We start from the raw sequence: 17096 nt of genomic DNA on the forward strand, positions 1-17096 counted from the left end.
GAAAACCTCACTTTTTGGCTTCGTCTTTGTTAACCGAGTTCAGCAGGAACTTGCCGATCAGGTCTTCCAGCACCAGCGCCGACTGGGTGTCGTGGATGGTGCTGCCGTCCTTCAGAACGTCCTCGTCGCCGCCGACGCTGATGCCGATGTATTTCTCGCCCAGCAGGCCGGCGGTCAGGATCGACGCCGTGGAATCGACCGGCAGGTTGTTCACGTTCTGGTTGATCTCCATGGTCACGCGACCAGTGTAGCTGTCGCGATCCAGGTCGACCGCCGTCACCTTGCCGATCGTCACGCCGGCCAGGGTGACCTTGCCGCGCACGGTAACACCGGCGATGTTGTCGAAGTAGGCGTAGACCTTGTAGGTATCGCCGGCGTTGCCCACGCTCAGGCCGCTGACCCGCAGGGCCAGCAGCAACAGGGCCAGCAGGCCGGCCAGGAGGAACAGGCCGACACCGATTTCCAGGGTGCGGGTTTGCATTCAGAAATCTCCAAACATCAAAGCAGTCAGAATGAAGTCGAGCCCCAGCACCGCCAGGGAGGCATAGACCACGGTCCGGGTCGTCGCCCGGCTGATTCCTTCCGAGGTCGGCTCGCAGTCGTAGCCTTGGTAGACCGCGATCCAGGTCACCACGAAGGCGAATACGATACTTTTGATCACGCCGTTGAGCACATCCTCGGTGAACTGCACGCTGTTCTGCATGTTCGCCCAGAACGACCCCTCGTATACGCCCAGCCAGTCGACCGCGACCATCGCCCCACCCCAGATGCCGACCACGCTGAAGATCGCGGCGAGCAGCGGCATGGAGATGAAACCGGCCCACAGGCGCGGCGCGACGATGTACTTGAGCGGGTCGACACCGATCATTTCCAGGCTGGAAAGCTGTTCGGTGGCCTTCATGTTGCCGATTTCCGCGGTAAGCGCAGAGCCGGCACGGCCGGCGAACAGCAGGCCGGTCACCACCGGCCCCAGTTCGCGCAGCAGGGTCAGGGCCACCATCTGCCCGACCGCCTGCTCGGAACCATAGGAAATCAGGATGTTGTAGCCCTGCAGGGCCAGCACCATGCCAATGAACAGGCCCGAGACGACGATGATCGCCAGCGACAGCACGCCTACCGAGTAGAGTTGCTTCACCAGCAGGTGCAAACCGGTGCCTGGCGTGCGCCGGCCGAGCAGGGCGTGGCCGAGGAACAGGGTCGAGCGGCCGAGCGCGGCGACCACGTCCAGGCCGGCGCGGCCGAACAGCCGGATACGTTCGAGGGGAGAGACTCTACGCATCAGCGCTCTCCCAGCAGGTCGGCCCGGTAGTCGCGGGCCGGATAATGGAACGGAACGGGACCATCCGGGATTCCCTTGACGAACTGGCGGATACGAGGATCGTCGGTTTCCTTGAGGACGTCCGGCGTCCCGTGGCCAAGTACCCGGCCGTCGCCGACGATATAGATGTAGTCGGCGATGCTGGCGGTCTCGGCCAGGTCATGGGAAACCACGATGCTGGTGATGCCGAGGGCATCGTTGAGCAGGCGGATCAGGCGCACCAGGACGCCCATGGCGATCGGATCCTGCCCCACGAACGGCTCGTCGTAGAGCAGGATCTGCGGGTCCAGGGCGATCGCCCGGGCCAGGGCGACGCGGCGCTTCATGCCGCCGGAAAGCTCGTCCGGCATCAGTTCCACGGCGCCGCGCAGGCCGACGGCCTGAAGCTTCATCAGGACGATGTCGCGGATCATCTCTTCCGGCAGCTGGGTATGCACGCGCAGCGGAAACGCGACGTTCTCGAAGACGTCGAGATCGGTGAACAGCGCCCCGCTCTGGAACAGCACGCCGAACTGCTTGCGCATGTCGAACAGGTCGCCGCGCGAAAGCTGCGGCAGGTTCTGCCCGTTGACCCAGACCTCCCCCTTCGAAGGACGCAACTGGGAGGCGATCAGCCGCAGCAACGTGGTCTTGCCGCAACCGGACGGGCCCATGATGCCGGTCACCTTTCCGCGCGGGATACGCACATCGATGTTGTCGAAAATCGCCCGCGATCCGCGCTTGAAGGTCAGGCCCTTCAACTCGACCGCGTAGGCACTATCGGTGCTCATCAGGACTCCTTGCGATGCGACCCGTCCATGCTGGACGCCTTGCCCCGTTGCAAAGGCACGCATCCCGGAGGGGTCGAATGGGCGCGGACTATAGCACTGCGGCGGGTTCTGGCCCAAGGCCTGGCACCGTGCCGTTCAGCTTGGATTCAGCTTGTTCGGAGCGTTCTCTCAGCCCTTTAGGACATATCGCACACTTCAGGTTCACTACGGACAGAAAAAAATCGCGTCGACGTCGAATATATCGACATTTATGCAGTCATAGCGCGGAGTGCAGATAACGGCGGCGTAACAGAGCATTGCAGTCCATACAACATTGCGCCGCGGGGGATGCGGACCGACTTCACAGCATGGCTGGTGTAAGCGGGGCACGCTTTCCCGTTATAATCCCGCCTTTAATCCAGGCGCCACATTCGTTGAACATGAGCCAGAACCTCGATTTCATCCATTCCGCCCAGCGCACCATCGGCCTCGAGCGCGACGCGGTAGACAGCCTGCTGGCGCGGATTGGCGACGATTTCGTCAAGGCCTGCGAACTGCTGCTGGCCGGCAAGGGCCGGGTCGTCGTCGTCGGCATGGGCAAGTCCGGTCACATCGGCAAGAAGATCGCCGCTACCCTGGCCAGCACCGGCACCCCCTCCTTCTTCGTGCATCCGGCCGAGGCCAGCCATGGCGACATGGGCATGATCACCAAGGACGACGTGGTCCTCGCCCTGTCCAACTCCGGCTCGACTGCCGAAATCGTCACCCTGTTGCCTCTGATCAAGCGCCTGGGCATCACCCTGATCAGCATGACCGGTAACCCCGAGTCGCCCCTGGCCAAGGCTGCGGAAGTGAACCTGGACGCCAGTGTCGGCCAGGAAGCCTGCCCACTGAACCTGGCCCCGACCTCCTCCACCACCGTAACCCTGGTCCTCGGCGACGCCCTGGCGATCGCCCTGCTCGAAGCCCGCGGCTTTACCGCGGAAGACTTCGCCTTCTCGCACCCGGGCGGTGCGCTGGGCCGCCGACTGCTGCTGAAGGTGGAAGACGTCATGCACGTCGGCGAAGGGCTGCCGCAGGTGCTGCTCGGCACCTCGCTGACCGGCGCGCTGATGGAAATGACCCGCAAGGGCCTGGGCATGACCGTAGTGCTCGACGAACATGGCAAGCTTGCCGGCATTTTCACCGATGGCGACCTGCGTCGCGCCCTGGATCGGGGCATCGACGTCCGCCAGGTCACCATCGACCAGGTGATGACCGTCCACGGCAAGACCGTCCGCGCCGAGATCCTCGCCGCGGAAGCCCTGAAGATCATGGAAGACAACAAGATCGGCGCACTGGTGGTGGTCGACGCGGACGACCGTCCGGTCGGCGCCCTGAACATGCACGACCTGTTGCGCGCAGGAGTGATGTAATGAGCGATACCCATTCGGCCGCGGAACTCCCGGTCCGGGCCAGCCGGATACGCCTGGCGATCTTCGACGTCGACGGCGTGCTGACCGACGGCAAGCTGTATTTCCTCGTCGACGGCAGCGAGTTCAAGACCTTCAACACCCTGGACGGACATGGCATCAAGATGCTCATCGCCTCCGGCGTGCGCACCGCCATCATCACCGGCCGCGACACTCCGGTGGTCGAACGGCGCGCGCGCAACCTGGGCATCCAGCATCTCTATCAGGGCCGGGAAGACAAGCTCGCCGTCCTCGACGAACTTCTCGGCGAACTCGGACTAGGCTATGAGCAAGTCGCCTACCTTGGCGACGACCTGCCCGATCTGCCGGTGATCCGCCGCGTCGGCCTGGGCATGGCGGTAGCCAGTGCCGACCCGTTCGTGCGCCAGCATGCCCATGGCGTCACCGCGGCCCGCGGCGGCGAAGGCGCCGCCCGCGAGTTCTGCGAACTGATCATGCGCGCCCAGGGTACGCTCGAAGCCGCCCAGGGCGCCTATCTGTAGAGCCGACCATGCCGAAGACACTACGCCAGAAACTGCTGCTCGCCCTGATCGCCCTGTTGCTGATCGTCGCGGGCTACTACTGGAACGTCGGGCTCGAGCTGTTCAACGAACAGCCGACCCGCCCCGGCCAGGACAACACCATCGACTACTATGCCGAGAATGCCCATAGCCTCCAGTACCAGGAGGACGGCAGCCTCGACTACGAGATGACCGCGGTGAAGCTGGAGCACCAGAAAGCCACGGACATCACTTTCGTCACCACCCCCGACCTGCTGCTCTTCCGTGGCAACGTGCAACCCTGGCACATCCAGAGCGCCCGCGCCGAAGTCGGACCGAAAGGCAAGGAGGTCGAACTCATCGACGACGTGCGCGTCGCACGTACCGATGCCAAGGGCCAACCAAGCATCCTGACCACCACTCGGCTGACCGTATTCCCCGACAAGAATTATGCACAGACCGAGCAAGCCGTTAAAATCGACGCGGCCAATGGAGTGACGACGGCTGTTGGAATGAAAGCGTATCTGAAAGACAGCCGGATGCACCTGCTGTCCAACGTAAGAGGTCAGCATGAGGTTCGTTAATACCCTCCCCCTTATTTTCGGTCTGACTGCCGCCCTCGGCAGCTCCATGGCCTTGGCCCTGCCTTCGGACCGCGAACAACCGATCCGCGTCCAGGCCGACAGCGCCGAACTGGACGACAAGCAGGGCGTCGCGGTCTACCGCGGCGACGTCGTGGTGACCCAGGGCAGCACCAAGCTGACCGGCAACACCGTGACCCTGAAGCAGGACAAGAACGGCGACATCGAGGTCGTGACCTCGGTCGGCAAGCCTGCCTACTACGAGCAGAAACCCGCTCCGGACAAGGACGTGACCAAGGCCTATGGCCTGACCATCCAGTACTTCGTCACGCAGAACCGGGTCGTGCTGATCGACCAGGCCAAGGTGATCCAGGAAGGCAACACCTTCGAAGGCGAGAAGATCGTCTACGACACCCAGCGCCAGATCGTCAACGCGGGTCGTGCCACCGGCTCCCAGGTGACCAGCCCGCGCCCGCGCATCGACATGGTCATCCAGCCGAAGAAAAAGGCCCAGTAATGGCAACGCTCAAAGCCCAGCACCTGGCCAAAAGCTATAAAGGCCGGCAAGTCGTCCGCGACGTCAGCATGTCCATCGATAGCGGGCAGATCGTCGGCCTGCTCGGTCCGAACGGTGCCGGCAAGACCACCTGCTTCTACATGATCGTCGGCCTGGTCCAGGCCGACCAGGGCGTGGTCCGCATCGACGAGCAGAACGTCACCCACCTGCCGATGCACGGGCGCGCCCGGGCCGGCATCGGCTACCTGCCGCAGGAAGCCTCGATCTTCCGCAAGCTGTCGGTATCCGACAACATCATGGCGATCCTCGAGACCCGCAGCGACCTCGATCGCAACGGTCGCAAGGAAGCCCTGGAAGGCCTGCTGCAGGAATTCCACATCCACCACATCCGCGACAACCTCGGCATGAGCCTGTCCGGCGGCGAACGACGCCGGGTGGAAATCGCCCGCGCCCTGGCCAGCGCGCCGAAATTCATCCTCCTCGACGAGCCCTTCGCCGGCGTGGACCCGATCTCGGTCGGCGACATCAAGCAGATCATCCATCACCTCAAGGCGAAGGGTATCGGCATCCTCATCACCGACCACAACGTCCGCGAGACCCTGGACATCTGTGAAACGGCGTATATCGTCAATGATGGGCAGTTGATCGCGGAGGGGGATGCCGAGAGCATCCTCGCCAACGACCTGGTCAAGGAAGTCTACCTGGGGCACGAGTTCCGCCTCTGAAGAAATCTCCTAGCGCGCCCTCCGGCCTCGCCGGAGCGGTTCCGCTCGCCCGCGGTTTCGCAACCGCGAGTGCCGCCTGGAGCGGATGATTTATTCAGAGCAACCCTAGGCAAAGTACGAAAATTCAGGCATATAATTTGCTTCCTGGCGGTGCCGCCACCTCGGCACCCGTAGTAGTGGATGGTGCCATCCGGTACCAGCGAATAAGGTACTAAGCCCTCAGCCATGAAACCATCGCTAGTCCTCAAGATGGGCCAGCAGCTGACGATGACGCCGCAGCTGCAACAGGCCATACGCCTCCTCCAGCTATCCACCCTGGACCTCCAGCAGGAAATCCAGGAAGCGCTGGAATCCAATCCCATGCTCGAACGCCAGGAAGACGGCGACGATTTCGACAACAGCGACCCTCTCGCCGATGGCGCCGAACAGGCGGCCAGCGCGCCCCAGGAGAGCCCTCTCCAGGAAAGCGCCACGCCCAGCGTCGAAAGCCTCGACGACGACCAGTGGAGCGAACGCATACCCAGCGAGTTGCCGGTGGATACCGCCTGGGAAGACATCTACCAGACCAGCGCCAGCAGCCTGCCCAGCAACGACGATGACGAATGGGACTTCACCGCGCGCACCAGCAGCGGCGAGAGCCTGCACAGCCACCTGCTCTGGCAGGTCAACCTGGCACCGATGTCGGACACCGATCGGATGATCGCGGTGACCATCATCGATAGCATCAACAACGATGGCTATCTCGAAGAGTCCCTCGAAGAAATCCTCGCCGCCATCGATCCGGAACTGGACGTCGAACTCGACGAAGTGGAAGTCGTGCTGCGCCGCATCCAGCAACTGGAACCCGCCGGCATCGGCGCCCGCAACCTGCGCGAGTGCCTGCTGCTGCAACTGCGCCAGTTGCCGTCCACCACGCCCTGGCTGAACGAAGCGCTGCGCCTGGTATCCGACTACCTCGACCTGCTCGGCGGCCGCGACTACAGCCAATTGATGCGGCGCATGAAGCTCAAGGAAGACGAACTGCGCCAGGTCATCGAGCTGATCCAGTGCCTGCATCCCCGGCCCGGTTCGCAGATCGAATCGAGCGAAGCCGAATACATCGTCCCCGACGTCATCGTGCGCAAGGACAACGAGCGCTGGCTGGTCGAGCTGAACCAGGAGGCGATGCCGCGCCTGCGCGTCAACGCCACCTACGCCGGCATGGTCCGCCGCGCCGACAGCAGCGCCGACAATACCTTCATGCGCAACCAGTTGCAGGAAGCCCGCTGGTTCATCAAGAGCCTGCAGAGCCGCAACGAAACGCTGATGAAGGTCGCCACCCAGATCGTCGAGCACCAGCGCGGTTTCCTCGACTACGGCGAAGAAGCCATGAAGCCGCTGGTCCTGCACGACATCGCCGAAGCGGTGGGCATGCACGAATCGACCATTTCGCGGGTCACCACGCAGAAATACATGCATACGCCGCGCGGCATTTTCGAGCTGAAATATTTCTTTTCAAGTCACGTCAGTACCGCCGAAGGCGGGGAATGCTCGTCCACCGCGATCCGCGCGATCATCAAGAAACTGGTGGCCGCGGAAAATGCGAAAAAGCCATTGAGCGACAGCAAGATCGCTGGTTTACTGGAGGCACAGGGCATTCAAGTGGCTCGCCGCACCGTCGCCAAATACCGCGAATCCCTGGGCATAGCCCCTTCGAGCGAGCGCAAGCGACTGGTGTGACGTTGATCCACGCCAAGGTGTTCCGGAGGCAGGTTGCTAACCTGCCACTTACACACGGGCAACAAGGAGAACGCGGTATGCAAGTCAACATCAGTGGCCATCAACTGGATGTGACCGACGCCCTGCGCGACTATGTCGGCGAGAAACTGAGCCGTCTGGAGCGCCATTTCGACAAGATCACCAATGTTCAGGTGATCATGGAGGTCGAGAAACTGAAGCAGAAGATCGAAGCCACCCTGCGCATCGCCGGTGGCGAGATCGTAGCCAATGCGGAACATGAGGACATGTACGCGGCCATCGACCTGCTGATCGACAAACTCGACCGTCAACTGATCAAACACAAAGAGAAGTATCTCGAACGGCAGCAAGGCGTAGGCGCCCGCTGATCTCCCCTCCCCTATGATCCGACTTGAGCAAATCCTGACCCCCGGCCGTTCCCTCGTGAACGTGCCGGGCGGCAGCAAGAAACGCGTACTCGAACAAATCGCCAACCTGGTAGCCAGGGAGCTGCCGGAGTTCGACGCCCAGACCATCTTCGAAAACCTGGTGGCCCGGGAAAAACTCGGTTCCACCGGCTTCGGCAATGGCATCGCCATTCCGCACTGCCGCCTGTCTGGCTGCCAGAGCCCCATCAGCGCCGTGCTGCACCTGGATGCTCCCGTGGACTTCGACGCGCTGGACGGCGCGCCGGTCGACCTGCTCTTCGTCCTGCTGGTACCGGAGGCCGCGACCGAAGAACATCTCGAACTGCTCCGGCAGATCGCCGCCATGCTCGACCGTGCCGACGTACGCGACCGCCTGCGCAGCGCTCCCACCGCCGAAGCGCTTTATCAGATCGTGGTAGACGTACAGAACGGGCAATGACATGCGCCTGATCATCGTCAGTGGCCGCTCGGGCTCGGGCAAGAGCACCGCCCTGAACGTCCTCGAAGACAACGGCTTCTATTGCATCGACAACCTTCCCGCCAGCCTGCTTCCCGACCTGGCGCAGCGCGCCCTGTTGCACACGGAGCTACTGCAGCCACAGGTGGCGGTGTCGATCGACGCCCGCAACCTGCCCAGCCAGTTGCAGCGCTTCCCCGAACTGTTGCAGGAAGTGCGGGACAACCACATCAACTGCGATGTGCTGTATCTCGACGCCGACGACGAGACGCTGCTCAAACGATTCTCGGAAACCCGCCGGCGCCACCCGCTGACCACCGACACCCGTTCGCTGGCGGAGGCGATTGGCGACGAGAGCCAATTGCTCGGACCGATCGCCGACCTCGCCGACCTGAAGCTGGACACCACCAGCCTCAACCTCTATCAGCTGCGCGACACCATCAAACTGCGCCTGTTGAACAAGCCGGAGCCCGGCACCGCGTTCCTCGTCGAATCCTTTGGCTTCAAGCGCGGCATGCCAGTCGACGCCGACCTGGTGTTCGATGTGCGCTGCCTGCCGAACCCCTACTGGAAGCCCGAGTTGCGCGATCATTCGGGGCTGGAGCCGGAAGTCCGCGAGTATCTGGCCGCCCAGCCGGACGTCGAGGAAATGTACCAGGACATCGTCGGCTACCTGAACAAATGGCTGCCGCGCTTCGCCGCCAGTAACCGCTCATATGTAACAGTTGCGATAGGCTGTACCGGCGGGCACCATCGTTCGGTCTACCTCGCCGAGCGGATTGGCGCTGCACTCAGGGATTCCCTGAAGAACGTGCAGATTCGCCACCGCGATCTCAGCAGCTAGCCCATAACAAGAAGGACAGACTCCCCAAGATGCCCGCCCTCGAGATCACCATCATCAACAAGCTCGGTCTGCACGCCCGCGCGGCGGCCAAGTTCGTCGGCGTCGCGGGGCGCTACCCTTGCCAGGTCCGGGTCGGCCGCAATCCTGAAAGCTGCGTCGACGGCAAGAGCATCATGGCCGTGATGATGCTGGCTGCCGGCAAGGGCACCAACCTGCACCTGCATACCGAAGGCGAACAGGAAGACGAGGCGTTGAACGCGCTGGTCGAACTGATCAACAACAGGTTCGACGAGGGCGAGTAGGCTCTTCCCAGCGACAACGAAAAAGCCGCCAACTGGCGGCTTTTCCTTTCCGGCGATTGCGGCCGGCGTCAATTCAGCGCGGGTCGGATGAATCCCCTAGCCCAGCGCGGTATCCAGCACCATCATCAGGCAGAAACCGAACACCAGGCCCAGCGTAGCCTCGGCGGCATGTCCCTGGCGGTGGGACTCGGGAATGATCTCGTGGGTGACCACGAAGAGCATCGCTCCCCCCGCGGCGGCCAGCCCCCAGGGCAGGAGCAGCGCGGAGAGGCCGACCAGCCAGGCGCAGAGCACCGCGAACAGCGGCTCGACCAGGCCCGACGCGGCACCGACCAGCATCGCCTTGAAACGCGACATACCGACTCCGGCCAGCACCAGCGCCACCACCAGACCTTCCGGCACATCCTGCAGAGCGATGCCCAGGGCGAGGCCGTTCGCCTCGTCCAGGCCGGCACCGGCCGACACGCCAACCGCCATGCCTTCGGGGATGTTGTGCAGGACGATGGCCGTGACGAACAGCAGGATGCGCGGGGGAATGCCACCGGACAGTGGCGCGCCCTCGCAACCGGGATGGACGTCCGGCATCAGCCGGCCGAGGATGAACAGCCCCATCACGCCGACCGCCAGGCCGAAGCTGACCAGGAACCCCGCGCCGAACTTCGAGTAGCCGAGGTCGCCGGCCGCGGATAGCGCCGGCATGATCAGCGAGAAGGCCGTCGCCGAGAGCATCACGCCGGCACCGAAGCCCAGCAGCGCATCCGACAGGCGCGCCGGCATGGTCTTCACCACCAGCACCGGCATCGCCCCGAGAGCGGTACCGAAGGCACAGAGCAGGCCGCCTTTCAATGCCAGCACGATGGGCGCCGGCAGGTTGAGTTCGGCCAGCAACAGCGCGTGGCGGCCGAGCAGGTAGCCGCCGCCGATGAAGATCAGCAGGCCCAGCAGGTTGCGCAGCGTCCGCCCGTTACCTTCGGCGATGCCATGGAGCAACGCCTTCATCGCCGCACCGCCAGGCTGCCGGCCAGCCATCTCGCATCACGGGTAACACTAGGCCAGGGCTTGCGCATAGCGACGCGCGACCTCCCGCCAGTCGATCACGTTGTAGAAAGCGCCGATGTATTCCGGGCGGCGGTTCTGGTACTTCAGGTAATAGGCGTGCTCCCATACGTCCAGGCCGAGGATCGGCGTATTGCCGTTCATCAGCGGGCTGTCCTGGTTGCCGCTGCTCTCCACCAGCAAGCTGCCCTGGGGAGTCACGCTGAGCCAGGCCCAGCCGCTGCCGAAGCGGGTCAGCGCAGCCTTGGTGAACGCATCCTTGAACGCCTCGAAGCCCCCGAGCTGCTCATCGATGGCCCGCCCCAGGTCGCCATCGGGACGGCCACCGCCCTGGGGCGACATCACGGTCCAGAACAGCGAGTGGTTGGCATGCCCACCGCCATTGTTGACAACCGGGGTGCGCAGCTTCTCCGGCAGACCAGCCAGTTGCCGCAGCAGACTTTCCACCGGCTGCTCGGCATAGGGCGTGCCTTCCAGCGCGGCGTTCAGGTTGTTCACATAGGTCTGGTGGTGCTTGCTGTGGTGGATCTCCATGGTCAGCGCATCGATGTGCGGTTCCAGGGCATCGTAGGCGTAAGGCAAGGGCGGCAAGGCGTGGGGCATGGAAACTCTCCGTCAGTGATAGCGAAGTGAGGGGGGCGGAGCGAGGAACTCGGGTCGGACCTCCGCGTTCGGCGGTCCCTTGAGCAGGCGCTCTGTGCGCGGATAGGCACCGTGTTCGCCGATGAACGACAGCAGTTCGACATAGGTGCGCCGGCTGTGATGCTGGGCCGCCTGGCGCAGGGCCAGCGGCAGCTTCTGGTCGGCGCTGACCCGCAACAGGCGCTCGTGGCAGGCGCACAGGTATTCTGCGGTCTCCTCCGGTTGCTCCAGTTGCAGGTGCAAGTCGGCCAGGTTGTGATGGGAAATGACGAACGCCATCACCGCCTCGTCGGCGTCGCCCCAGCGTTCCAGCAGCACCTGGGCCAGGGCCAGGGCATGGAGGTAGTGCTCACGCGCATCGATCAATGCGCCGGTGACGAAACAGCGGTTGCCCTGTTCGATCGTTCGTTGCCAATGACGCATGGCGGTACCTCCAGTGGTGGGGCGGCCTCAGAGGCCGCCAGCCGTGAGTTTTTCCGGATCCAGCAACACCTCCAGGCGCGCACGGTCCAGATCGGTGTTTTCCAGCGCCACATCGATGATCGGCCGTCCCTCGCGATAGGCCTGCTTGGCGATTTCCGCAGCCTTCTGGTAGCCGATGATCGGGTTCAGCGCAGTGACCAGGATCGGGTTGCGCGCCAACGCCTCGCTGAGCTTGCCCTGGTTGACCTTGAAGCTGGCGATGGCCTTGTCCGCCAGCAGCCGGCTGACGTTGGCCAGCAACTGGATGCTGTGCAACAGGTTGTCCGCCACCAGCGGCAGCATCACGTTCAGTTCGAAGTTGCCCGATTGGCCAGCGACGGCAATGGCGGCGTCATTGCCGATCACCTGGGCGGCGACCATCGCGGTGGCCTCCGGGATCACCGGGTTGACCTTGCCGGGCATGATCGAGGAGCCTGGTTGCAGCGCTTCCAGCTCGATCTCGCCGAGCCCGGCAAGCGGCCCGGAGTTCATCCAGCGCAGGTCGTTGGCCAGCTTCATCAGGGTCACCGCCAGGGTCTTCAACTGGCCGGACGCAGCGACCGCGGTGTCCTGCGAACCGATCAGGGCGAAGAAGTCGTCGCCGGGGCGGAACGCCAGCCCGGTCAGGTCGTTCAGCTCCTGGCTGAAACGTTCGGCGAACCGCGGATGGGCGTTGATCCCGGTGCCCACCGCGGTGCCGCCCTGTGCCAACTGCTGCAAGGCAGGAAGTACGCTCTCGATGTGCACGCCGGCCTGTCGCACCTGCTGCGCCCAGCCACCGAGCACCTGGCTCATGCGTACCGGCATCGCATCCATCAGGTGGGTGCGGCCGGTCTTCACATAGGCATGCACTTCGCCGGCCTTGCTCTGGATAGTCTGCTCCAGGTGGCGCAGCGCCGGCAGCAGGCGTTCGCTGATCTCGAGGGCGGCACTGATGTGGATGGTCGAGGGAATGATGTCGTTGCTGCTCTGCCCGCAGTTCACATGGTCGTTCGGATTGACCTTGCCGCCCAGGCGACGACTGGCCAGGGTCGCCACCACTTCGTTGGCGTTCATGTTGGAACTGGTGCCGGAGCCGGTCTGGAACACATCCACCGGGAAATGCTGCATGAAGTCCTCCTGCAGCAGTTGCAGGCAGGTCTCGGCGATCTCCTCGCCCATCGGTGCATCCAGTTGCTGCAGGGAGACGTTCGCCCGCGCCGCCGCGGCCTTGGCCAGCAGCAGGGCGCGGACGAAGGCCTGGGGCATGCGTTGGCCGCTGACCGGGAAGTTGTTCACCGCGCGCTGGGTCTGGGCGCCATAGAGGGCGGTCGCCGGGACCGCCAGTTCGCCCATGCTGTCGCGTTCGATGCGGGTGTCAGTCATCTTGGTTTCCTTGTTGCGGGTGATCGAAGCTCATCGACGGCGCCAGGTCCTGCCTGGCCATTCGTACGGAGAGCTGGCGCAGCCGGCGTCGCTGGCTGCCGTTGGTGGTCAGTCGCTGAAGTTCGCAGAGGGGCCGGTAGGCGTAGTCGAGGCAGAGGCTGCGCCAGTGCCAGGGCAATATCGGATCGCGACCGGTATCGAGCAGGAGGTTGTAGGCTTTCTCGAACAGCGGCCAGGCGGCCACACCTTCCCAACCGGCGAGATAGCGCGCCTCGCCGAGGTACTGGTCGAGCAGGCGCGGTTCGTCGGGATCGAGCGCGCAGCGGATCTGCGTGCCCAGCCAGTACCAGTGATCCAATGCTTGCGGGTCGTGCGCCTCGAAGGACATGGCAACCTCACCAGACGATAATGAGATTGATTATTGTTTTCTTCTTGGCAAAAGACAAGCATGGTCCCCATAGAGGCGGACAATTGAACAGGCGGAAACGAAAACGCCAGCGACGAGCGCTGGCGTTTTATAGAGGGAAACCCGGCCTCAGCGCCCGGCCACCATCATCGACTCGACCAGTACAGAACCGGTATGCAGGTTGCCGCGCCGTTCGATGTCCTTGCCGACCGCGACGATACGGCGGAACAGGTCGCGCAGGTTGGCGGCGATGGTGACTTCCTGGACCGGGAACTGGATCTCGCCGTTCTCGACCCAGTAGCCGGCGGCGCCGCGGGAATAATCGCCGGTCACCAGGTTGACGCCCTGCCCCATCAACTCGGTGACCAGCAGGCCACGCCCCATCCTGCGTATGAGAGCGGCCTGGTCCTCGTCGCCATGGCTGACGAACAGGTTATGCACGCCGCCGGCGTTGGCCGTGCTCGGCAGGCCGAGCTTGCGCCCGGAATAGGTGCCCAGGACATAGGACACCAGCTCGCCGTTCTCGACGAATGGCTTGGCATAGGTCGCCAGGCCGTCGCTATCGAAGCTGGCGCTGCCGAGCGCGCCGACCAGGTGCGGCCGCTCGTCGATGCTCAGCCAATCGGGAAACAGGCGCTGGCCCAGCGCGCCTTCGAGGAAGGATGACTTGCGATACAGGCTGCCGCCTGAGATCGCCCCGAGGAAATGGCCGAACAGGCCAACAGCGATTTCCGGAGCGAACAGCACCGGCACTTCGGCGGTCTGCACCGGCCGCGCGCCCAGTCGGCTGGCGGCGCGCTCGGCGGCGCGCCGGCCGATCGACTCGGCGCTGGCCAAGGCCTCGCCACGGCGGTTGACGTCATACCAATAGTCACGCTGCATCTGTCCTTCGCCCTCGGCGATCATCACGCAGCTGAGGCTGTGCCGGGTGCTGGCGTAACCACCGATGAAACCGTGGCTGTTACCGTATACCCGGCAACCCTGGTGGGTATTCAGGGTAGTGCCGTCGGCCTTGGTCACCCGCTTGTCGGCGGCGAACGCCGCTGCCTCGCAAGCCAGGGCTCGTTCCACGGCCTGCTCGGGGCTCAGGCTCCATGGATGATAGAGGTCCAGCTCGGGCAACTCGCGGGCCATCAACGCGGCATCGGCGAGACCGGCGCATTCGTCCTCGGAGGTATGGCGGGCGATCGCCAGCGCCGCCGCCACCGTCTCGCGGATGGCCGCCTCGCCGGTCGCCGAGGTGCTCGCCGAGCCCTTGCGCTGGCCTGCGTAGAGGGTGATGCCGAAACCTTGGTCACGGTTGAACTCGACGGTTTCCACCTCGCCCTGGCGCACGCTGGTGGACAGGCCCTGCTCCAGCGACACCGCCACTTCGCAGGCACTGGCGCCCTGGCGGCGGGCCTCGGCGATGATCTGCTCGACCTGCTCGCGAAGGTCCGGAAGCACGGAGGGACCGACTGCCGCGGCATGTAGACTCATCTGTTGACTCTCCTGTTGACGTGGCCGCCCACGCGGCCGGGCCGGACAAGCGGCCCCTGACTCGTTATCATGGCGGCGTTTTCCACTGGACCACCACCATGGCTGAATTTCACGACGACGACTCGCAATTCGAAGAGAAGAGCAAGTCGCAGATCAAACGCGAGCTGCATGCCCTGCAGGACCTCGGCGAGCGCCTGACCACCCTGCAACCGCAGTTGCTGGAGCGCCTGCCGCTCACCGACCCGCTACGCAAGGCGCTGCTCGAGGCGCCGAAGCACAAGGCGCACATCGCCCGCAAACGGCATATCCAGTACATCGGCAAACTGATGCGCGACCAGGACGTGGACGCCATCGTCGCCCTCATCGACCAGGTGGACTCCTCCACCCGCCAGTACAACGAACGTTTCCATGCCCTCGAACGTTGGCGCGACCAGTTGATCGCCGGCGGCGACGCAGCGCTCGACGCCTTCGTCGGGGAGTTCCCCGAGTGCGATCGCCAGCACCTGCGCGGCCTGGTCCGCCACGCCCAGCACGAGGCCGCGCACAACAAACCGCCGGCCGCCGCACGCAAAGTGTTCAAGTACATCCGCGAGCTGGACGAAACCAAGCGCGGCCTGCGCTAGGTTTCGCCGCGCCGGCGCCCGGGCCATGCCTCAGGCGCCGGTGCCGCCGACGGTGATCGCATCGATCTTCAGGGTCGGCTGGCCGACGCCGACCGGCACCGACTGACCGTCCTTCCCGCAGGTTCCCACGCCACTGTCCAGGGCCAGGTCGTTGCCGACCATGGACACCCGGCTCATCGCTTCCGGACCGTTGCCGATCAGGGTGGCGCCTTTCACCGGGGTGGTGATCCTGCCGTTCTCGATCAGGTAGGCCTCGCTGGTGGAGAACACGAACTTGCCGCTGGTGATATCGACCTGGCCACCGCCGAGGTTGGCGCAGTAGATACCCTTCTCCACCGAGGCGATGATTTCCTGCGGATCGCTCTCGCCGGCCAGCATGTAGGTGTTGGTCATGCGTGGCATCGGCAGGTGCGCGTAGGACTCGCGGCGGCCGTTACCGGTGCGCGCCACACCCATCAGGCGGGCGTTGAGCTTGTCCTGCATGTAGCCCTTGAGCACGCCGTTCTCGATCAGCACGTTGCAGTTGCTCGGCGTGCCTTCGTCATCCACGCTCAGCGAGCCGCGACGCCCGGCCAGGGTGCCGTCGTCGACGATGGTGCACAGGCTCGAGGCGACCTTTTCGCCGACCCGGCCGCTGTAGGCGGAGCTGCCCTTGCGGTTGAAGTCGCCCTCCAGGCCGTGGCCGACCGCTTCGTGGAGCAGGACCCCGGACCATCCCGCGCCCATCACCACCGGCAGGGTGCCGGCCGGCGCGGGAATCGCCTCGAGGTTGACCAGCGCCTGGCGCAGGGCCTCGCGGGCGTAGCCCATGGCGCGATCCTCCTGGAGGAAATAGCGATAGTCGGTGCGACCGCCGCCGCCGTGGCCGCCGCGTTCGCGTCGGCCGTTCTGTTCGACGATCACGCTGACGTTGAAACGCACCAGCGGACGAATGTCGGCGGCCAGAGAACCGTCGCTGGCCGCTACCAGGATCTGCTCCCAGACGCCGGCCATGCTCACCGTGACCTGCTGGATGCGGGGATCGAGCGCACGGGTAGCGGCGTCGATCTGCTTCAGCAACTCGACCTTCTCGGCACGGCTGAGCACGTCCAGCGGGTTCTCGCCGGCGTACAGGCGAGCCGGCACCACGGCCTTGAACGCCTGCACGCTGCCGTTCTGTCCCGCACGGGAAATCGAACGGGCCGCCACCGCGGCCTGTTTCAACGCCTCGGCGGTGATCGCATTGCTATAGGCGAAGCCGGTCTTCTCGCCCGACTGCGCGCGTACCCCGACACCCTGGTCGAGATTGAAGCTGCCTTCCTTGACGATGCCGTCCTCGAGCATCCACGACTCGGAGACCTGACTCTGGAAATACAGGTCGGCGGCATCGATGCCCGGGCCGTTCAGTTCATGAAGAATGCCGGGCAGGCTGTCCAGTTCCAGACCACCGGGGGCCAGCAATTGCTGGCTGACGGATGACAACAACTCGCTCATAT

The 17096-nt window shown here is 64.3% G+C and carries 21 protein-coding genes; 11 read left to right on the forward strand and 10 right to left on the reverse strand.

Annotated features, from left to right (window positions below):
* Window positions 1–7 precede the first annotated feature (7 nt).
* The 3 genes from mlaD to LE197_RS21025 are packed head-to-tail and all read right to left on the reverse strand — an operon-like array spanning window position 8 to window position 2088.
* A complete protein-coding gene (gene mlaD, locus LE197_RS21015) occupies window positions 8–481 on the reverse strand; it encodes an outer membrane lipid asymmetry maintenance protein MlaD (RefSeq protein WP_003094339.1) in 474 nt (157 codons plus the stop codon).
* Window positions 482–1279, reverse strand: a complete 798-nt coding sequence (gene mlaE / locus LE197_RS21020; RefSeq protein WP_003094341.1) for a lipid asymmetry maintenance ABC transporter permease subunit MlaE — start codon at window positions 1277–1279, stop codon at window positions 482–484.
* Window positions 1279–2088: an ABC transporter ATP-binding protein gene (locus tag LE197_RS21025; protein WP_003094343.1), complete on the reverse strand. Its 810-nt coding sequence runs from the start codon at window positions 2086–2088 to the stop codon at window positions 1279–1281. Before LE197_RS21025 ends, mlaE begins: the two co-directional genes overlap by 1 nt.
* A gap of 413 nt (window positions 2089–2501) precedes the next feature.
* Between LE197_RS21025 and kdsD the strand changes: the two genes are divergently transcribed.
* From kdsD to LE197_RS21075, 10 genes are all read left to right on the forward strand, one after another.
* Complete coding sequence (kdsD, locus tag LE197_RS21030) at window positions 2502–3482, forward strand: arabinose-5-phosphate isomerase KdsD (RefSeq protein ID WP_003094347.1); 981 nt, start codon at window positions 2502–2504, stop codon at window positions 3480–3482.
* Window positions 3482–4021 (forward strand): KdsC family phosphatase, encoded by a 540-nt coding sequence (locus tag LE197_RS21035; protein WP_003098849.1) that lies wholly within the window; start codon window positions 3482–3484, stop codon window positions 4019–4021. Before kdsD ends, LE197_RS21035 begins: the two co-directional genes overlap by 1 nt.
* 8 nt (window positions 4022–4029) lie before the next feature.
* Window positions 4030–4602, forward strand: a complete 573-nt coding sequence (gene lptC, locus LE197_RS21040; protein ID WP_003094353.1) for an LPS export ABC transporter periplasmic protein LptC — start codon at window positions 4030–4032, stop codon at window positions 4600–4602.
* The gene (lptA, locus tag LE197_RS21045) at window positions 4589–5116 is read left to right on the forward strand and encodes a lipopolysaccharide transport periplasmic protein LptA (RefSeq protein WP_003120916.1); all 528 of its coding nucleotides are present in this window, start codon (window positions 4589–4591) and stop codon (window positions 5114–5116) included. Before lptC ends, lptA begins: the two co-directional genes overlap by 14 nt.
* Entirely contained in the window at window positions 5116–5841 is a 726-nt protein-coding gene (gene lptB, locus LE197_RS21050; protein WP_003094355.1) for an LPS export ABC transporter ATP-binding protein, read from the forward strand. Before lptA ends, lptB begins: the two co-directional genes overlap by 1 nt.
* 225 nt (window positions 5842–6066) lie before the next feature.
* The gene (locus LE197_RS21055) at window positions 6067–7560 is read left to right on the forward strand and encodes an RNA polymerase factor sigma-54 (protein WP_003094357.1); all 1494 of its coding nucleotides are present in this window, start codon (window positions 6067–6069) and stop codon (window positions 7558–7560) included.
* Window positions 7561–7637: 77 nt separating this feature from the next.
* Window positions 7638–7946 (forward strand): ribosome hibernation-promoting factor, HPF/YfiA family, encoded by a 309-nt coding sequence (gene hpf / locus LE197_RS21060; protein ID WP_003094359.1) that lies wholly within the window; start codon window positions 7638–7640, stop codon window positions 7944–7946.
* A 13-nt stretch (window positions 7947–7959) separates the two neighbouring features.
* Window positions 7960–8424, forward strand: coding sequence for a PTS IIA-like nitrogen regulatory protein PtsN (gene ptsN, locus LE197_RS21065; RefSeq protein WP_003098853.1), 465 nt, complete (start codon window positions 7960–7962; stop codon window positions 8422–8424).
* Between the two features lies 1 nt (window position 8425).
* The gene (gene rapZ, locus LE197_RS21070; RefSeq protein WP_003094361.1) at window positions 8426–9286 is read left to right on the forward strand and encodes an RNase adapter RapZ; all 861 of its coding nucleotides are present in this window, start codon (window positions 8426–8428) and stop codon (window positions 9284–9286) included.
* 29 nt (window positions 9287–9315) lie between these two features.
* Entirely contained in the window at window positions 9316–9588 is a 273-nt protein-coding gene (locus LE197_RS21075) for an HPr family phosphocarrier protein (protein ID WP_003094362.1), read from the forward strand.
* 96 nt (window positions 9589–9684) lie between these two features.
* Here LE197_RS21075 and LE197_RS21080 read toward each other — a convergent pair whose 3' ends face one another.
* The 6 genes from LE197_RS21080 to pmbA all read right to left on the reverse strand — a co-directional run bounded on the left by LE197_RS21080 (window position 9685) and on the right by pmbA (window position 14998).
* The gene (locus LE197_RS21080) at window positions 9685–10617 is read right to left on the reverse strand and encodes a ZIP family metal transporter (protein ID WP_003123303.1); all 933 of its coding nucleotides are present in this window, start codon (window positions 10615–10617) and stop codon (window positions 9685–9687) included.
* A gap of 18 nt (window positions 10618–10635) precedes the next feature.
* The gene (locus LE197_RS21085; RefSeq protein ID WP_003098862.1) at window positions 10636–11247 is read right to left on the reverse strand and encodes a superoxide dismutase; all 612 of its coding nucleotides are present in this window, start codon (window positions 11245–11247) and stop codon (window positions 10636–10638) included.
* A 12-nt stretch (window positions 11248–11259) separates the two neighbouring features.
* Window positions 11260–11709: a hypothetical protein gene (locus LE197_RS21090; RefSeq protein WP_003094369.1), complete on the reverse strand. Its 450-nt coding sequence runs from the start codon at window positions 11707–11709 to the stop codon at window positions 11260–11262.
* A 27-nt stretch (window positions 11710–11736) separates the two neighbouring features.
* A complete protein-coding gene (gene fumC, locus LE197_RS21095; RefSeq protein WP_023108742.1) occupies window positions 11737–13113 on the reverse strand; it encodes a class II fumarate hydratase FumC in 1377 nt (458 codons plus the stop codon).
* Complete coding sequence (locus tag LE197_RS21100; RefSeq protein WP_003094374.1) at window positions 13106–13501, reverse strand: hypothetical protein; 396 nt, start codon at window positions 13499–13501, stop codon at window positions 13106–13108. The genes fumC and LE197_RS21100 overlap by 8 nt, the downstream gene beginning before the upstream one ends.
* Window positions 13502–13648: 147 nt before the next feature.
* Window positions 13649–14998 (reverse strand): metalloprotease PmbA, encoded by a 1350-nt coding sequence (gene pmbA / locus LE197_RS21105; RefSeq protein ID WP_003123305.1) that lies wholly within the window; start codon window positions 14996–14998, stop codon window positions 13649–13651.
* A gap of 98 nt (window positions 14999–15096) precedes the next feature.
* Between pmbA and yjgA the strand changes: the two genes are divergently transcribed.
* Complete coding sequence (gene yjgA / locus LE197_RS21110) at window positions 15097–15621, forward strand: ribosome biogenesis factor YjgA (protein ID WP_003094378.1); 525 nt, start codon at window positions 15097–15099, stop codon at window positions 15619–15621.
* 30 nt (window positions 15622–15651) lie between these two features.
* Here the strand turns inward: yjgA and tldD are convergent, their stop codons facing one another.
* Entirely contained in the window at window positions 15652–17094 is a 1443-nt protein-coding gene (tldD, locus tag LE197_RS21115) for a metalloprotease TldD (RefSeq protein ID WP_003098866.1), read from the reverse strand.
* Between the last annotated feature and the right edge of the window lie 2 nt (window positions 17095–17096).

The sequence above is a fragment of the Pseudomonas sp. PS1(2021) genome, assembly GCF_020405165.1.
GTDB lineage: Bacteria > Pseudomonadota > Gammaproteobacteria > Pseudomonadales > Pseudomonadaceae > Pseudomonas > Pseudomonas aeruginosa.

What these genes read in the sequence shown, in the direction of transcription:
- LE197_RS21085 (WP_003098862.1), bottom strand. Translation starts at nt 11,247, where the DNA reads ATGCCCCACGCCTTGCCGCCCTTGCCTTACGCCTACGATGCCCTGGAA.
- hpf (WP_003094359.1), top strand. Translation starts at nt 7,638, where the DNA reads ATGCAAGTCAACATCAGTGGCCATCAACTGGATGTGACCGACGCCCTG.
- LE197_RS21055 (WP_003094357.1), top strand. Translation starts at nt 6,067, where the DNA reads ATGAAACCATCGCTAGTCCTCAAGATGGGCCAGCAGCTGACGATGACG.
- lptB (WP_003094355.1), top strand. Translation starts at nt 5,116, where the DNA reads ATGGCAACGCTCAAAGCCCAGCACCTGGCCAAAAGCTATAAAGGCCGG.
- ptsN (WP_003098853.1), top strand. Translation starts at nt 7,960, where the DNA reads ATGATCCGACTTGAGCAAATCCTGACCCCCGGCCGTTCCCTCGTGAAC.
- tldD (WP_003098866.1), bottom strand. Translation starts at nt 17,094, where the DNA reads ATGAGCGAGTTGTTGTCATCCGTCAGCCAGCAATTGCTGGCCCCCGGT.
- LE197_RS21035 (WP_003098849.1), top strand. Translation starts at nt 3,482, where the DNA reads ATGAGCGATACCCATTCGGCCGCGGAACTCCCGGTCCGGGCCAGCCGG.
- LE197_RS21075 (WP_003094362.1), top strand. Translation starts at nt 9,316, where the DNA reads ATGCCCGCCCTCGAGATCACCATCATCAACAAGCTCGGTCTGCACGCC.
- LE197_RS21090 (WP_003094369.1), bottom strand. Translation starts at nt 11,709, where the DNA reads ATGCGTCATTGGCAACGAACGATCGAACAGGGCAACCGCTGTTTCGTC.
- LE197_RS21025 (WP_003094343.1), bottom strand. Translation starts at nt 2,088, where the DNA reads ATGAGCACCGATAGTGCCTACGCGGTCGAGTTGAAGGGCCTGACCTTC.
- lptC (WP_003094353.1), top strand. Translation starts at nt 4,030, where the DNA reads ATGCCGAAGACACTACGCCAGAAACTGCTGCTCGCCCTGATCGCCCTG.
- LE197_RS21100 (WP_003094374.1), bottom strand. Translation starts at nt 13,501, where the DNA reads ATGTCCTTCGAGGCGCACGACCCGCAAGCATTGGATCACTGGTACTGG.
- fumC (WP_023108742.1), bottom strand. Translation starts at nt 13,113, where the DNA reads ATGACTGACACCCGCATCGAACGCGACAGCATGGGCGAACTGGCGGTC.
- pmbA (WP_003123305.1), bottom strand. Translation starts at nt 14,998, where the DNA reads ATGAGTCTACATGCCGCGGCAGTCGGTCCCTCCGTGCTTCCGGACCTT.
- yjgA (WP_003094378.1), top strand. Translation starts at nt 15,097, where the DNA reads ATGGCTGAATTTCACGACGACGACTCGCAATTCGAAGAGAAGAGCAAG.
- mlaE (WP_003094341.1), bottom strand. Translation starts at nt 1,279, where the DNA reads ATGCGTAGAGTCTCTCCCCTCGAACGTATCCGGCTGTTCGGCCGCGCC.
- mlaD (WP_003094339.1), bottom strand. Translation starts at nt 481, where the DNA reads ATGCAAACCCGCACCCTGGAAATCGGTGTCGGCCTGTTCCTCCTGGCC.
- LE197_RS21080 (WP_003123303.1), bottom strand. Translation starts at nt 10,617, where the DNA reads ATGGCTGGCCGGCAGCCTGGCGGTGCGGCGATGAAGGCGTTGCTCCAT.
- rapZ (WP_003094361.1), top strand. Translation starts at nt 8,426, where the DNA reads ATGCGCCTGATCATCGTCAGTGGCCGCTCGGGCTCGGGCAAGAGCACC.
- lptA (WP_003120916.1), top strand. Translation starts at nt 4,589, where the DNA reads ATGAGGTTCGTTAATACCCTCCCCCTTATTTTCGGTCTGACTGCCGCC.